16 protein-coding genes are annotated in these 15,159 nt (G+C 46.3%); 10 read left to right on the plus strand and 6 right to left on the minus strand.

The genetic code is table 11. The annotated features are described in order from the left end of the window. Positions 1-203: 203 nt before the first annotated feature. The 7 genes from clpB (at position 204) to Q7J27_14730 (ending at position 6,017) form a co-directional block, all read left to right on the plus strand. Positions 204-2,813: an ATP-dependent chaperone ClpB gene (gene clpB / locus Q7J27_14700; protein MDO9530390.1), complete on the plus strand. Its 2,610-nt coding sequence runs from the start codon at positions 204-206 to the stop codon at positions 2,811-2,813. 239 nt (positions 2,814-3,052) lie between these two features. Continuing rightward, on the plus strand, positions 3,053-3,349 hold the full coding sequence (locus Q7J27_14705; protein MDO9530391.1) for a DUF1778 domain-containing protein: 297 nt from the start codon (positions 3,053-3,055) through the stop codon (positions 3,347-3,349). Then, positions 3,327-3,839 (plus strand): GNAT family N-acetyltransferase, encoded by a 513-nt coding sequence (locus Q7J27_14710; protein ID MDO9530392.1) that lies wholly within the window; start codon positions 3,327-3,329, stop codon positions 3,837-3,839. The genes Q7J27_14705 and Q7J27_14710 overlap by 23 nt, the downstream gene beginning before the upstream one ends. A gap of 150 nt (positions 3,840-3,989) precedes the next feature. Further along, on the plus strand, positions 3,990-4,190 hold the full coding sequence (locus Q7J27_14715) for a hypothetical protein (protein ID MDO9530393.1): 201 nt from the start codon (positions 3,990-3,992) through the stop codon (positions 4,188-4,190). Continuing rightward, positions 4,190-4,456, plus strand: a complete 267-nt coding sequence (locus tag Q7J27_14720) for a type II toxin-antitoxin system RelE/ParE family toxin (GenBank protein MDO9530394.1) — start codon at positions 4,190-4,192, stop codon at positions 4,454-4,456. The genes Q7J27_14715 and Q7J27_14720 overlap by 1 nt, the downstream gene beginning before the upstream one ends. Before the next feature lie 109 nt (positions 4,457-4,565). Then, complete coding sequence (locus Q7J27_14725) at positions 4,566-4,919, plus strand: hypothetical protein (protein MDO9530395.1); 354 nt, start codon at positions 4,566-4,568, stop codon at positions 4,917-4,919. A 393-nt stretch (positions 4,920-5,312) separates the two neighbouring features. Further along, positions 5,313-6,017 (plus strand): hypothetical protein, encoded by a 705-nt coding sequence (locus Q7J27_14730; GenBank protein MDO9530396.1) that lies wholly within the window; start codon positions 5,313-5,315, stop codon positions 6,015-6,017. Positions 6,018-6,193: 176 nt separating this feature from the next. Here the strand turns inward: Q7J27_14730 and Q7J27_14735 are convergent, their stop codons facing one another. The 6 genes from Q7J27_14735 to thiE form a co-directional block, all read right to left on the minus strand. After that, a complete protein-coding gene (locus tag Q7J27_14735) occupies positions 6,194-7,825 on the minus strand; it encodes a tetratricopeptide repeat protein (protein ID MDO9530397.1) in 1,632 nt (543 codons plus the stop codon). 235 nt (positions 7,826-8,060) lie between these two features. Further along, positions 8,061-8,504 carry a DNA-binding protein gene (locus tag Q7J27_14740; protein MDO9530398.1) on the minus strand — a complete coding sequence of 148 codons (444 nt, stop codon included), beginning with the start codon at positions 8,502-8,504 and terminating at the stop codon, positions 8,061-8,063. Positions 8,505-8,548: 44 nt separating this feature from the next. Beyond that, a complete protein-coding gene (locus Q7J27_14745) occupies positions 8,549-10,285 on the minus strand; it encodes a C69 family dipeptidase (protein ID MDO9530399.1) in 1,737 nt (578 codons plus the stop codon). Positions 10,286-10,301: 16 nt separating this feature from the next. After that, a complete protein-coding gene (gene thiM / locus Q7J27_14750) occupies positions 10,302-11,111 on the minus strand; it encodes a hydroxyethylthiazole kinase (protein MDO9530400.1) in 810 nt (269 codons plus the stop codon). Between the two features lie 10 nt (positions 11,112-11,121). After that, positions 11,122-12,147 carry a thiamine-phosphate kinase gene (gene thiL, locus Q7J27_14755; GenBank protein MDO9530401.1) on the minus strand — a complete coding sequence of 342 codons (1,026 nt, stop codon included), beginning with the start codon at positions 12,145-12,147 and terminating at the stop codon, positions 11,122-11,124. An 11-nt stretch (positions 12,148-12,158) separates the two neighbouring features. Then, positions 12,159-12,788, minus strand: a complete 630-nt coding sequence (thiE, locus tag Q7J27_14760; GenBank protein MDO9530402.1) for a thiamine phosphate synthase — start codon at positions 12,786-12,788, stop codon at positions 12,159-12,161. A 697-nt stretch (positions 12,789-13,485) separates the two neighbouring features. On the opposite strand from thiE, the gene Q7J27_14765 reads away from it, so the two are divergent. The 3 genes from Q7J27_14765 (at position 13,486) to Q7J27_14775 (ending at position 15,029) form a co-directional block, all read left to right on the plus strand. Beyond that, complete coding sequence (locus Q7J27_14765; GenBank protein ID MDO9530403.1) at positions 13,486-13,821, plus strand: hypothetical protein; 336 nt, start codon at positions 13,486-13,488, stop codon at positions 13,819-13,821. Positions 13,822-13,946: 125 nt separating this feature from the next. Beyond that, positions 13,947-14,267 carry a hypothetical protein gene (locus Q7J27_14770; protein ID MDO9530404.1) on the plus strand — a complete coding sequence of 107 codons (321 nt, stop codon included), beginning with the start codon at positions 13,947-13,949 and terminating at the stop codon, positions 14,265-14,267. 390 nt (positions 14,268-14,657) lie between these two features. Continuing rightward, positions 14,658-15,029, plus strand: coding sequence for a hypothetical protein (locus tag Q7J27_14775; GenBank protein ID MDO9530405.1), 372 nt, complete (start codon positions 14,658-14,660; stop codon positions 15,027-15,029). Positions 15,030-15,159 lie beyond the last annotated feature (130 nt).

The raw sequence follows: 15,159 nt of genomic DNA on the forward strand, positions 1-15,159 counted from the left end.
AAGTGCCTAAAGTTAAAGAATGCGCTTTCAGCGCAGCCTGTTTCTAATTTGACCGCGCCGAAGGCGTGTACATTAACTTTAGCTCACTTTAGGCACTTCAAACTTTAGACACTTTTGGGGTTGCGGCTTTGTCGCTTTAGGTATGCTCGCAATCACTGCTGTCATGTCAACTATACTCTGTCATTTCGAAGGAGGAATCAGTTATGGATATAAACAGGTTAACTCAAAAATCTCAGGAAGCAGTCCATGATGCGCAAACTAAAGCTGTTCGCTACGGTCATATAGAAATTGACGGCGAACACCTCCTCCTCGCTCTATTAGAACAATCGGAGGGATTGCTCCCTCGCCTGCTCAAAAAGACAGATGTTCCTGTTGATTTTTTCAAAATAAAAATCGAGCAGAGTCTCGACAGAAAACCGAGAGTGTCCGGTCCCGGGACTGAACCTGGAAAAGTGTATGTTACACAGAGACTCGATAAAATTTTAGTAAAGGCGGAAGAAGAAGCGAAACGCCTGAAGGATGAATATGTCTCTGTTGAACACCTTATCCTGCCGATGATAGATGAAGGAGACTCCTCCGCTGCGGGTAGGACATTTAAAGAATTCAATATCACACGAGAAAAATTTCTGGAGGCTCTCACCTCGGTACGCGGTCATCAGAGGGTGACAAGTGCCACGCCCGAAGGAACTTATGAAGCCATGGAAAAATATGGTGTCGATCTCGTGGCTCAGGCAAGAGCGGGAAAACTCGATCCCGTAATCGGCAGAGATAGTGAAATCCGGCGAGTCATTCGCATACTCTCCCGTAAGACAAAAAATAATCCTGTACTTATCGGTGAGGCCGGTGTCGGCAAAACCGCTATTGTTGAAGGACTTTCCCAGAGAATAGTTCGCGGTGACGTGCCGGAAGGACTAAAAGACCGCTCCATCTTTTCCCTCGACATGGGTTCACTGATGGCAGGGGCAAAGTACAGAGGGGAATTTGAAGAACGCCTGAAAGCAGTGCTGAATGAAATAAAGGAGAGTGACGGACATGTCCTCTTATTCATAGACGAGTTGCACAACATCGTTGGTGCAGGAAGAACCGAGGGCTCAACGGACGCAGGAAACCTTTTAAAACCCATGCTTGCCCGCGGCGAACTCCACTGCATAGGTGCAACCACCCTTGACGAATACCGTAAGTACATTGAAAAAGATGCTGCGCTTGAACGCCGATTCCAGCCGGTAATGATAGATCCCCCGACGGTAGAAGATACCATTTCCATCCTGAGAGGGTTAAAGGAACGCTTTGAGGTACATCACGGTGTAAAAATACAGGATAATGCCCTCGTCGCAGCGGCAGTCCTCTCCAATCGTTATATAAGTGACAGGTTTCTGCCGGACAAAGCGATAGACCTTGTGGATGAGGCGTGCGCAATGATCCGCACCGAGATTGATTCAATGCCTGCCGAACTGGATGAGGTAACGCGCAGGGTTATGCGGCTGGAAATCGAAGAGGCGGCTTTGAAAAAAGAGAAGGACAAGGCGAGTAAAGAGAGATTGGGAATCCTTCGTAAGGAACTTGCCGACATGAAGGCAGGTGCCGATTCCATGAAAGTCCAGTGGGAATCTGAAAAACAGGCTATTCAAAAAGTAGGGGGTCTCCGGGAAGAAATTGAGCATGTAAGAAGAGACATAGAACTTGCTGAAAGGGAATACGATCTTAATAAAGCTGCGGAACTCAGGCACGGGAGACTCCCCGAACTGGAGCGTCACCTAAGGGAAGAAGAGGAAAAACTTGCCGAAAAGCAGGGACCCAAAAAACTCCTGCGTGAAGAGGTTGCCGAGGATGAAATTGCCGATATCGTATCACGCTGGACAGGTATACCGGTTACCCGGCTCGTCGAAGGAGAAAGAGAAAAGATCCTGAAGCTTGACGATATTCTCCATAAGAGGATCGTCGGACAGGATGAGGCCGTTTCACTCGTAGCAGATGCAGTAATCCGTGCACGTTCCGGGATAAAAGATCCCAAAAGACCAATAGGTTCCTTCGTATTCTTAGGTCCAACAGGAGTGGGAAAAACGGAACTGGCAAAAACGCTTGCCGAGGCCCTTTTTGACACGGAAGAAAACATAGTCCGCATCGACATGAGCGAATACATGGAAAAACATACCGTTTCAAGGTTGATCGGCGCCCCTCCGGGATACATCGGTTATGAAGAAGGAGGACAGCTGACGGAGGCGGTCCGGCGAAAACCCTATTCCGTCATCCTTTTTGATGAAGTAGAAAAGGCTCATCACGACGTCTTTAATGTCCTCTTGCAGATTTTAGATGACGGGCGTCTTACGGATTCTCATGGAAGAACGGTCAATTTTAAAAACACTGTTATAATAATGACTTCTAATATTGGCTCTCATCTTTTACTTGAAGGTTTTACCGATACTGGAATCATCAAAGAAGATGTAAAAAAAGAAGTGATGAAAGAATTGAGGCTTCACTTCAGGCCGGAGTTTCTGAACCGTGTGGATGATATAGTCATCTTCAAATCCCTCACCGAGGAGGAAATTGAAAAGATTGTCGACCTCTTGACGGAAGACCTGAGGAAACGCCTTGCCGACCGGTCAATTGAGATTGAACTTGACGAACCTGCAAGAAAGTTTATTGCACGTGCCGGATATGATCCCGTCTACGGTGCAAGGCCGCTGAAGAGATTCCTGCAGCGTGAACTCGAAACAAAAATAGGCCGCGCCCTGATCGCAGGGGACGTAGAAGATGGATCAAAGATAATCGTATCGACAAAAGACGGGGATTTAGATGTGAAGATTGAAAAATGAGAGGGTTGCCTTCATTTCCCCCTCACAGACAGGCGAGGACACCTGTCCTGCCCCCCCCTGGTAGGTCGGGCGTCTCGCCCGACACAATCGTCTTTGAACTGAACAGCGAGCGCATTCCCCGCAGCTTGCGGCGGGGAGCTTCAATGCAACTTCCTATAAGACAGTTGTCACTTTTCTGTTGCCATTTTGGCGCCGTAATGCTAATAAGTTATTTATACCATAATAAAGAGGAGAACAAAATGGCAGCACTTAAAAAAACTGAGCGTGTTTCCGCCCGGGTATCTACTCCCGTTTATGAAACACTATCACAGGCAGCCAAGCTTACAGGCGCTACACTGAACCAGTTCCTTGTCCAGTCAGCCCTTGAGAAAGCACAAGCGGTTATTGAACATGAACAAGTCATTAATATGACGATGCGGGACGCAAGCGCATTCTTTGAAGCGATTGAAAATCCACCGGCTCCCAACAACAAACTAAAAGACGCCATGAAAAAATACAGGAAATCGTTCTCAAATGCTGAAAATAGAAGTACTTAGTCAGGAACACAACAGAGCGGATTTCGATTGCGGCACAGATGAGCTAAACCAATATCTGAAACATGTTGCCCGGCAACACCTCAATAAAGGCATGTCCCGAACGTTTGTCCTTATTGATGATACCAAGCCAACTGAGATACTGGGATTTTTCACCTTAGCTTCCTGTGAGATCCGCACGGATAAGCTGCCTCGCAAGTACGCAAAGAAATACCCGTTTATCGCTCCCGCAGCAAAGCTTGCTCGTCTTTCAGTTATCCAGAAACGGCAACGCCAGGGTCTGGGAACCCACATGATGATCAATGCAATTGAGAGGATTATCACAGTTTACGAAAACCTGGGCATTATTGGTTTTTTTGTGGATGCCAAGAACGAAGATGCAAAAGCATATTACGCACAATTTGGATTTATACCGCTGCCAGACACTCCGTTAGAACTATTCCTCCCACTCGAAACACTCCGGCAGGCCTATGAAACGATTTTGGGGGTGTAAAATTTGAGACATTCTTGAAACTTTCAGAATACAGAAAGTTCGACAAACAATGAAAGGTTTGTGTCAATAATTAACTTGTGGTAATATAATTTTGTCCTTCTTCTTCACAATTAAATATCGGAGGCAACAAACTAAAGAGAGGATAACATAATGAAAATAATACAAAAACAATATATTGTTGATGAAAAAAATCAGAAAATTGCAGTTCAGATCGACTTTAAAACCTTCCAAAGGATAGAAGCGATCCTTGAAGATTATGCCCTGGCCCAATTAATGAGAGAAACTGAAAACGATGAAACTTTAGACATCAACCAAGCCAAAACCTATTATCAAGCACTTGAAAAAGCATAATGAAAGTTCAATACAAGAATAAGTTTCTGAAAGAACTCTCAAAAATACCTTCTAAAACAAGAAAAGATATAGAGCACTTTGTATTCACTGAAGTGCCAAACTCAAAATCTATTTTTGAAACTGGAAAAATAGAAAAAATGAAAGGTTATCCCTTCCACTATAAAACTCGCTTCGGTGCATATAGATTAGGAATCAGGGTTGTTGATGATAAACTCATATTTGAAAGAGTTCTACACCGAAAAGATATTTATCGATATTTTCCATAAGATCAAATTAACGCGGTTAACCGAACCATTCCTCCCACTCGCGACACTCCGGCGGGCTTATGAAGTGATTTTGGGAACGTGAAAATTGGATTTCTGATTTCTGGATTTTTTGTTAAGGCCTACCCGGATAAACCGCCCTACAACTTTTGTTGGGTTTCGTGCCTCAACCCAACCTACAACTGTTTCAGAAAAGATAAGTCAAACGGAGACCCGACCCCTTGACTTTCTGCGGGATACGGACAAGCGGGAAATAGATTTTGTTGTACTGAAAGAAGGGTCTCCTCTCTTTGCTGTGGAGTGCAAGACCGGAGATAAAAACATAGCCCCCTCCATCTACTATTTTATGGAAAGAACGCCGATCCCGAAATTTTATCAGGTGCATGGAGGCGATCGGGATTATGAAAAAAATAATGTAAGAGTCATTCCTGTTCATAGGTTCTGTCAGGAGCTTGATTTGCCGTAAAAGTGGGGGCAGGTCTTGCATTGCAAGACATGATGGGTATAATGCTTTTCATGGTGAGACCATTGTGTATAGAATTCCCAGGCAGTGTTTATGCCCGGGAGCTTAAACAACACGTACAGCAAGGCAGAACAGAGATGAAACGATTTAGATAGCGCACGCCACGTATGGATATACCTTAAGGGAAATTGCTGATTATCTGGGTGTTCATTATGCAACTGTAAGCCGGGCGATAAAGCGGATAGAAGGTTATAACAAAAGAGGGTAAGCTACACTAAATGTGGCATTGCAAGACCTGACCTTGGTTTTTCACGATTTTCCATATGCCCGGTGGTGTGGGAGGAGGGGAGTCGCGAGGCACCGCCCTATCCCGATTAAGTGCAGATGGAATAAAATATGATTACTTGTTGTATTACTTATCACTTTGATCCTGGATTACCAATAAAAGATAAAATAGAAAATTATCAAAATGTTGGATTAAAGCTCTTTTATGATGACTCAAAACTAATAAAAATTGAACACTACTTATGCGATGATGAACAGTCAACTCATGATGGGGTTATACAAAAATCGGTTCGTGAATTAGGATTATTTTGGGAAATCTTAGAATATAGATACGGGATTCCTGTTCGAGCAAAAAAAATAACAACTAAAAAAATGGACGAGAATCGTAATCAAACTAGCTCAGCAACTATTTCCCTTGGAGCTATTTTGGTAAAAACAATTATCCTTCCTAATGAAAGCTGGACAACCTCTCCCGATCATCGATTAGGAGCTTGGCTTAAATTTGCGAATAATGCTAGAAATGCTTCTGATCATGGCGAAGCTATTCGAACATATTATATTATTCTTGAGGATTTAAAGGGGCGACCAAAAACTGAAACTCACTCTGCTGCTGAAATAGAGCTCAAGTATGCGCGTGATTTTGTCAGTCATGGTGAAAAACTTAGCCATCCCGATCTCCTTGCTTTTTTAAAAGAAAAAATTGGTTATGATGTAACCCAGTACAACCCAAATGATCCTGATCATTTATCATTTGTTCGCCAACAAAGAGAGAATGCACGAAAAATCATAGAACATGAATTAAACAAACGCATTTAATTTTTCAATAAATATCATGTACATAAATTCGAGCACTTAACATTTTGCGCCACAGATAGCGAAAGTCTTGCGGCTTCGCTACTGGTGAGCTTTTCGTTATGATTTTCATAATTGAAATAAAAGAGGGTAAGCTATACTAAACGTTGCATTGCAAGACCTGACCCCGGTTTTCCTCGTTATTCTTTACCCCTCACTTTTGCTTTCAAATAGTCTACAAGTATTTGGCACTCTTTATCCTCCGGTTTTAGACTGAGGCCCTTCCTGGCGTCGGCCGAGGCTTGCCAAAAATCGCCTTTCATGATCCAGGCAGCCCCTCGGCCACAGTAGGCCTCGGCATAGCGTGGGTCTATCTCCAAAGCCCTGTTGAAATCGGCTATGGCACGGTCAGGGTTGCCTTTCCCACCCCAAGCATTCCCTCGGTTGTTGTAGGCCTTGGCATATCGTGGGTCTATCTCCAGAGCTTTGGTGTAATCAGCGATAGCCCGATCATAGTCGCCTTTTCCGTGCCAGGCATGCCCCCGGTTGTTGTAGGCATTGGCATCACGTGGGTCTATCTCCAGGGCTTTGGTGTAATCAGCGATAGCGCGGTTAAAGTCGCCCTTCTTGCCCCAGGCATTCCCCCGGTTGTAGTAGGCATCGGCATATCGTGGGTCTATCTCCAGGACTTTGGTGTAATCAGCGATAGCGCGGTTAAAGTCGCCTTTGTCGGCCCAGGCAATCCCCCGGTTATGGTAGGCCACGGCATCACGCGGGTCTATCTCCAGGGCTTTGGTGTAATCAGCGATAGCGCGATCAATATCGCCCTTCTTGCCCCAGGCATACCCCCGGGTGTTGTAGGCATTGGCATATCGTGGGTCTATCTCCAGGGCTTTGGTGTAATCAGCGATAGCGCGGTTAAAGTCGCCTTTGTCGGCCCAGGCAATCCCCCGGTTGTAGTAGGCCTTGGCACATCGTGGGTCTATCTCCAGAGCTCTGTTGAAATCGACGATGGCCCGGTCATAGTCGCCTTTCATGGCCCAGGCAGTCCCCCGGTTGTAGTAGGCACCGGCATAGCGTGGGGTTATCTCCAGGGTCTTGGTAAAGGCTACTATCGCTTCATTGTAAAGCTGGAACTCACAAAAATAAAGCCCCCGTTCAAACCAGTTCTCGGCACTCAGGTTTTTGACTGCCTGGACATATTCAATCTGCTTGCGTTTAAGAGCTTCCCCTTTGACTTTAGATAATTCCTGTTTCAGGCGCTTAATATCGTTCAAATACTGCTTCGCTCTTGCCTGGGATTCTGCCAGGTCCTTGCTTTTCTGGCGGTCATTGCGCAGGCGGTTGATGGCTTTGATCACATGATCGGGGTTGGCTTTTATCCTGGCCTTGAGGCGGTAAACCTTCCCATCCCAATGCTCTGATACTACTTCAGTTCGAACGACTCCGGCAGTCAGGGTGACAATCTCGTCTTTAGTCAATACGCCATCTTTGACCTCGGAGATGCTCTGGAGATATGTCCCCAATTCCTCCAGGAGCAGTCTTTTTACCTGTTCCAGAGCGATGACCCGGCAGGAGAGTTTGCTGTCCGCTTCGCTGGCCTGGTAGGTGTATTCCCGTTCAAAGACTTTGGTGGCGGCAAAAGACTGGATGGGAAGCAGCAGGAACACGGCCATCAGCAATATAGCAGCCCTGAAGGTCGAAGATCCGCCGTTTCTTTGGCGGGACTGCCCTACATTTTGCCGGAACCGTATTGTATTGGCTTTATATTGAGCAATGCTAAAGTCTTGCCCTACAGTGGTAATCTGATTTCTTTTAAAATCTGCCTTCACGGAATTTTTGCAAGAGGCTCCAATGATAACCTTTCTATCTTACGTGACCTCCAAACTATAAATTGCGATTCACCGGTAACTTAAGATTCGTGTACTCTATCCAATGTCGGAGCCAAGCCACGGCTATTTACCGCTGTCGGTTTGAGTCTGATGTTGCGGGCGGTTCTTGATGACGCGCAGATCGCCCCGTAGAGAGTGAATTGCCCCGCCTTTAGACGGGATAATTCATTTTGCATTATGGTTTTAGGAGATCAAATCCCGTAGTCGAATCGAAAGCGCGAAGGGCGGTAGTGTCAACCAATTCAAATAAGATCACCTCTAATATATGCCATGCCTTGACCCCTTTACGGACACATCCGGTGACTGTTGATGAATTTCTTCCACAGGCTACATGCATATGCAACGCAGGGTTACCGTTTTCATCAGGAAAGATAGTCCCTACCCCTGCTATCTCGTTCACGTTGTCAAGGATATGCTCCATAGGGACAATCGGGTCTTTGCGTCCGTCTTCGGGACCCACCACAAGCCTACTCCCCTCATCAGCTCCCCCTAAGATGATTAAAGTCCCGGCTTTAATAGATTTTTCACGGGCAAATTGTTCAATCTCCTCATGAATAATATCCCCGTCCTCAAGACGGATAACAAATATTCTTCCCTGTTTGGCTTCTGAATATTTCATAGCAAGTATTTACCTTTTATTTCGCCGGATTCCCTGATAATCACCTACGGCTTTTTATACGATATCGGTCCCTTGTAGTAACCGGCATCCTTTAGCCACCAATCAGGATACCCTACCCTCTTCATTACTTCCTTTTCGGTCGTAATACACCCGTTGTTGTATTTGACGATAAGATTTCCAGATAGTTTCCACCATTCTGAAATAACTTGTTCAGCATTGGTATTGCAGAAAGAAGTCAGGTATTCGCGGCACAGTTTCTCGTTGCCGTTTTTATAAAGTGTCAGCGCCGCCTGATCGATGGCGGGCTGCATGGCATAGGCCCGTCCTTCCAGCTCTTTTTGCTTCGCCTTGATATCCTTGATCATGTAAGAGTATTTAAGGGTAGCGTAGTTGGCCACAAAGTTGAAGGCCCACCAGGCGCTTCTGCGATTGAATTCAAGAATGTTCATCTTTTCCAGGGAACGTGGAAGCCCGTTGACTCCCGCATAAAAAGGCATAAGACAGGTCGTGGCAGGACGGTCGAGTCCGATCCAGCAGACACCGCCAACAGGATCAGGCAGCCAGCTGCGGGCCTGTAATATCCAGCTCACACCACAACGATAGATGGATAGCGGCCTCTCCCACGCACCTTTGGGTTTAAACGTATTCAAGTTATTTGTGTCGTCCTGATCAGGATTTTTCTCAAAGCGTACGGGATTGCCGAAAGGCCCGGCGGCTTTCCCTTTGGTCATGTCAAACTCGGTTCCTTCATAATGATCGCGATAAAGATCCATGACGTCGGCAACCGTGAGTTTTTTATCCGGAACCACTGAAAATGGATAGGCATTGGTATAGCCGTCTTTAACCCAGGCGGGCAGGTTGAGAGAGCGGTTAGCCTTCCTGAATACCCCCCAGACCCGCCGGAGGGAATAATATGGATGGCCGTATTCGCCCCAGCTGACCGCTTTTAGCCAATCAAGCTCACCGTCTTTGGGATTCCACCATCCTTTTTCCTGACATACCTTGAAAAGGTTGTCGGAGTACATCATGTCCGGAGAATTTTTCTTGACTTCACGTATGCGAAATTCATTAGCTTCGACAAAAAGCCCATTGTCAGGTACGCGCTTTGCCACCCAGATACCGTCTTTGCCATTCTTGTCGTATCCGCACATTTCCAGAACCCAGCCTTCTTTGGAATCACCGATAAGCAGTGTCTCGCCGGTTCCGTAATAGCCGTACTCTTTGATAAGTTTTCCGATGAGCAATATTGCCTCGCGTGCACTCTTGCATCTCTCCAGAGCTACCCGGGAAAGCTCTGAGCTGTAAAAAATTCGCTTACCGGGTTCAGGTCCGGGCTCTTCCTTGGCACCACAGGTGCATTCGCCTATCATCAGCTGATGTTCGTTCATCATGCCGTAATTTGAATCAAAATAGGCGTACGTGTGTGCCACCTGTGGAATGTATCCGACAGGCTTGCTGGGAGCGTAATCTTTTGTGTCGTAAACGGCCCCCCGGTCGGTACCGACATAACGGCGGACTTCTGTGGCATTGTACCGTTTATCAAGCCCAAGGCTGCAGTTGTCATAATAAACCGGTCGCATGGAACCGGGCTTGTGATCGGCGGCGGGAACATAGGCGACTCTTTCGTCATCAACATCATCATCCGAGTGAGCAACTATAACCGACCCGTCAGCGGTAGCATCCTTGCCGACAATAATGGTTGTACATGCCCATGACGTAGCCTGGCCAATCAATAGAGTAAAAACAAAAAGAAACATTATAAATTTTTTTAAAATACTCATGATATTTCCTCCTTTGTTAAATCTTAATCCTCGCCCCTTTGTGCAGTGCTGTTTCATCAATGCTGAAGAGGGCGTCGAGCACGGCCATCTGAAAACTCCCCGGCGCCTTTGCTTCGGCTGCGCCCTTTTCACCTGCCAGTCCAAAGTAGGCTAATGCCGTGGTCGCGGCCTCCACGGGATCCCGATCCACTGCCAGAAAAGCTCCTATGAGAACAGTTGCCGTACAGCCTGTACCCGTCACGTATCCCATGAGCTCATGCCCGTTATAGACCTTGCATACACGTCTCCCATCCGTGATCAGATCCACTTCACCGGTAATAGCCAGCGTCGTATCCAGTTCGCCGGCCAGGACAATGGCTGCATCGGCTGCTTCATCCACACTGTGGATAGCATCGACACCTTTGGTTCGGGATCCCTCATGCGCAAGGGAAAGGACCTCTGAGGCATTTCCCCGGACTACATTAATTTTAAGGTTATCGATAAGCCGCTTGGCGGACTCGGTACGGAGCTTTGTGGCTCCTGAACCCACCGGATCCAGGATAATGGGGATATTCAGTTCATTGGCGCGTTTCCCTGCCTTTAACATTGAATCAATCCAGTAGGGGGTAAGTGTCCCGATGTTCAGTACCAGTGCACCAGCAAAGGAGACCATCTCCTCAACTTCTTCTTCCGCATGCGCCATAACAGGAGAAGCACCGCATGCCAGCAATGCGTTGGCCGTATAATTCATCACCACATAGTTGGTGATGTTATGGATCAGAGGCCTTTTCTCCCGCATGTTCTTAAGATTTTCTGCTGCTTTTCGTGCCAATTGTTGATCAAACATACCCTCCTCCTCATCCACTAAAGTGATCCCAGCCGGCAGGAGTAACTGCGCGTTGCGTACCATCCTGGAATATAAGTTTAATGCCGTCGGCCGCATCGGTGATCAGACCAACCTCAGTCACCGGGACGTCGCTCACTGCAGCGACAGCAGAGCGGATCCCCTCCACATGGTCAGCGGAACAGGTAACGATCAGCTCATAATCATCACTCTCTTTCAGCGCCAGTTCATACGGATCCAGGCCGAGTTCAACAGCGGCCTTTCGTAATTCCTCGCTTATCGGTATACTCTCCAAATTTAGAGTGGCGCCCACACCGCTCTCTTCGCAGACATGCCCCAGATCTCCAAGAAACCCATCACTGGTATCGATCATCGCCGTTGCGTATCCCGATTGGGCAATCGCCTTCCCTTCCCGTGCTCGATGGGAAGGGGTGTTAAAAGCCCGTACCAGCGGATGGTTATTCAAATCTTCTCCGGCTGCGGCATTCAGCAGCAGGCGCAGTCCGGCAGCAGACTGGCCTGGATAACCGGTAATCAGTATTATATCACCGGCCTTCGCCGTTGAACGGCGGACAATCTTGTCCGGCTCCGCTTCTCCGATCAGGGTAACGTCGATAAAGATGGCATGTTCGGCTTTTGTCACATTGCCACCGACGATCGATGCCCCAAACGGATTAAGTTCCGCGATGAATCCACGGTATATCGCTTCCACGTCCGTTACGAGTGTATCCGCTTTCAATCCAAGGGATACGAGGGCATACAGGGGCTGACCTCCCATTGCTCCAATGTCACTGATATTTAAGGCCATTGCACGCCGCCCCAGATCGAACGGAGTAATACGGTCGGGCAGGTAATGTCGTCCTTCCACCATAGAGTCACAGGTGATGAGGATTTCATGGCCTGCACGGGGCTTGAACGATGCGGTATCATCCCCGATCCCCAAAGTAACGCCCGGTGTACGAAGGCCTTCCTTCTCAAGGAGTCTATGGATACGGTCAATCAATCCGAATTCTCCAATGTCGGACAAGTTTTCAGACATGGTAATTCCCCCTACGTCCCTTCATAAAGGGCCCTATGGAGTGCTCTGGTGGCCTGTTCGGGGTCATCCTGACAGCAGACGGCTGAAATCACCGCAATTCCATAAGCGCCTGCTCTCATAACCTCAGGTACATTCTCAGCACTCACGCCACCAATGACAATTATCGGTAAGGGAATGGCCTCAACCACCTGTTTCAGCATGGGAATCCCGGTAACAGGGTTTGCGTCATCTTTGGAAGTGGTTGGATAGACAGGCCCGAATCCCACATAGTCCGCCCCCTCCGAGAGGCACTCCCTGGCCTCCTCAATGGTGGAAGCGGAGCCCCCGATGATAACATCTTCCCCCAGTAATTTTCGTGCCAGAGGGATAGTAAAATCATCCTGTCCCAGATGGACGCCGTCCACCTCCGCGGCAATGGCAACGTCCACGCGATCGTTAACAATTAACGTGACACCGTTTTTTGCACACAACTGCTTCATCTGTTTGGCGACCTGAATCATTTCTCGCGTAGATCCGCTTTTCTGCCGGAACTGAATGGTATCAGCCCCCCCATTGATCGCCAGTCTGGCAAGTTCCACGTGCGAGAAGCGCGTTTGCAGCACAGTATCCGTCAGAATGTGCAATTTCCCTATTGGTTTCATCGTTACCCCCTATAAGAAAAACCCGAAGGCATAATATCCTTTTTCCCTAAAATAGACATTAAAAATAAAGACTGTCCTCCCCATCCCGTAGGACAGCCGTCTCGGCTGTCTAAGCAATTCACCATTATGGACAGGCGGGACGCCTGTCCTACTGCGTTGGAAGGGTCAAAGTCTATTTTAGAGTTTTTATAAAAACCTACTTTTAATGTGGGAAAGTATAGAGAAATGGGATTTGTGTGTCAACAGAAAGTGGCCTCAAGATGCAGTTAAGATACCTTTTCAGAGTCAGGCCATTATAGGCAATCAGGGCATTTACGAGATTTCCGTTGACAATTAGTACGTTATTCTTCATAGATACACGAAGACTATGACATATTCGTAGATCTGAAAAACGGCGACCCAATAATAGACAGGAACGGATAAAACGAACTCCTCCTCAAGCGATTCCGATTAAAGGATAACCGGAACCTCCTCACGAGCGACAATCCCGAACACCACCTATCACGCCGAACGAACACTACAAAATCATCGGAAAAGTAATCAGAATAGTAAGGGATATTAAGTTCTGAATTTTCGAAAGAGGTAATCTCAAAGGGAAAATATCATGAAAACCGAGAGCCGAAACCCCGTGTATCAATAAAGACATCACGGGGGGTTTTTATTTGTAAAATATTATTTGCATTAAAAGGGGGACATAATGGCAAATATACCTAAAAAAGCGATAGATCGATTGACAAAGGAGGTTGGAAAATTTCAAAAAATACTCACTGCTGCAAAAGTCCGCGACATAAATGAGGCTGATACTTTGAAAATAGTTACCGATATGCTTTCGGACATTTTTGGTTTCGATAAATATACTGAAATAACAAGCGAATATGTAATCAAAGGGACATATTGCGACATAGCGGTTAAAATCGATGATGCCCTCAAGTACCTCATGGAAGTTAAGGCGGTTGGCATTGATTTAAAAGACGGACATCTCAAACAGGCTATAAACTACGGGGCCACCAGGGTATTCAGTGGGTTATACTGACAAACAGCATTTATTGGGAGATATACCGGATTAAATTCGAAAAGCCCCTGGACTACGACCTCATCTTTTCTTTCAATTTCCTCGACCTCAACCCACGAAAACGGGAAGACCAGGAACATCTATTCATGCTTTGCAAAGAGGGTATAAGCAAGGATGTCATCGAAAAGTACCACGAACACAAAAAAAGCGTTAACAAGTTCGTGATCGGCGCAATTCTCCAGATGGACCAGACAGTGGATTTAGTTCGAAGAGAATTGAGGCGGATAACTCCAGGAATAAAGATCGAAAGGGATGAAATACAGGATATCATCAAGAATGAAATCCTCAAAAGGGAAATCGTGGATGGTAAACCCGCAGAGGAAGCAAAAACAAGTGTTAAGAAAGCTTCTGCAAAGGCACTGAGGAAGGTAAGGACGACAAAAGAGGAAACAGCACAAGGGGTCTGAGAGGGTCACATCTTAAATATTGATGATAATGGGGCATAGGCGAATATGCCTGAATAGCCACTTAATATCAACTTATCAGGGCGAACCCGCTGCTCAGCTCGGCATTAGCCAATTTGATTGAGAAGCTAATGGAAGCTAATGGGGTCAGAGCTAATGGGGTCAGCCCTTGACAGGGGACATTTTAAAGTGAAGGGGGCAAGCCTACCCTTGACTCATTCGCAGGAATTTATTGATTGCCAGAAAACAACGACAAATAAGGAAACCAACAAGACACTAAAAACCAATTTGCGGGCACGCCCGCAAGCGGCTTAGCTTTATCGTTCGGCCTTATCTATAAAGGAGAATATCTACAAGCACAATAAGAAGCCTTACCGTGTGGAGAGCATACTTATGGCAAATAATTGGGACATATTGTTTAAAATAGGTGGACTGGCAGGATTAGCATCTTTTATCTGGCTACTTATAAAGGATTTCATGAAGTTTTATAAGAAGCCAAAAATAAAAATTGCTTTTAGTAAAGACACTGACCTAAGGACATGGACTTTTGAAGATACTGGCTGGGTAAGAAAATTCGCTACATTGAACATCAAAAATAATGGAAAACATACTGCCAAAAGATGCGTTGCTGTTATGAGCATTTTAAAAAACCTCGAGATGCTAATAATATTGAAGACGAATGTGCTCTTCATTGGGCTGGAGTTGATTATACTGCTCAGACGACTGGAGCAGAGCCTGTGGATATTGGCCCTGAACCTAGCGTGAGTTTATTACGAAAATAGCCCCAACAGACCTACCCATCCACATTTGCTCAATAATATTCATGTGTTACGACAACCGCAAGTTCCCAGAAAATGTATACACTGATAATGTGTATCAATAATGATATGGTTAT

It is taken from the genome of Syntrophales bacterium, from assembly GCA_030655775.1.
Lineage (GTDB): Bacteria > Desulfobacterota > Syntrophia > Syntrophales > JADFWA01 > JAUSPI01.

Coding starts and splice junctions, on each gene's coding strand:
- clpB (MDO9530390.1), top strand. CDS start 204: ATGGATATAAACAGGTTAACTCAAAAATCTCAGGAAGCAGTCCATGAT.
- Q7J27_14705 (MDO9530391.1), top strand. CDS start 3,053: ATGGCAGCACTTAAAAAAACTGAGCGTGTTTCCGCCCGGGTATCTACT.
- Q7J27_14710 (MDO9530392.1), top strand. CDS start 3,327: ATGCTGAAAATAGAAGTACTTAGTCAGGAACACAACAGAGCGGATTTC.
- Q7J27_14715 (MDO9530393.1), top strand. CDS start 3,990: ATGAAAATAATACAAAAACAATATATTGTTGATGAAAAAAATCAGAAA.
- Q7J27_14720 (MDO9530394.1), top strand. CDS start 4,190: ATGAAAGTTCAATACAAGAATAAGTTTCTGAAAGAACTCTCAAAAATA.
- Q7J27_14730 (MDO9530396.1), top strand. CDS start 5,313: ATGATTACTTGTTGTATTACTTATCACTTTGATCCTGGATTACCAATA.
- Q7J27_14740 (MDO9530398.1), bottom strand. CDS start 8,504: ATGAAATATTCAGAAGCCAAACAGGGAAGAATATTTGTTATCCGTCTT.
- Q7J27_14745 (MDO9530399.1), bottom strand. CDS start 10,285: ATGAGTATTTTAAAAAAATTTATAATGTTTCTTTTTGTTTTTACTCTA.
- thiM (MDO9530400.1), bottom strand. CDS start 11,111: ATGTTTGATCAACAATTGGCACGAAAAGCAGCAGAAAATCTTAAGAAC.
- thiL (MDO9530401.1), bottom strand. CDS start 12,147: ATGTCTGAAAACTTGTCCGACATTGGAGAATTCGGATTGATTGACCGT.
- thiE (MDO9530402.1), bottom strand. CDS start 12,788: ATGAAACCAATAGGGAAATTGCACATTCTGACGGATACTGTGCTGCAA.
- Q7J27_14765 (MDO9530403.1), top strand. CDS start 13,486: ATGGCAAATATACCTAAAAAAGCGATAGATCGATTGACAAAGGAGGTT.
- Q7J27_14770 (MDO9530404.1), top strand. CDS start 13,947: ATGCTTTGCAAAGAGGGTATAAGCAAGGATGTCATCGAAAAGTACCAC.
- Q7J27_14775 (MDO9530405.1), top strand. CDS start 14,658: ATGGCAAATAATTGGGACATATTGTTTAAAATAGGTGGACTGGCAGGA.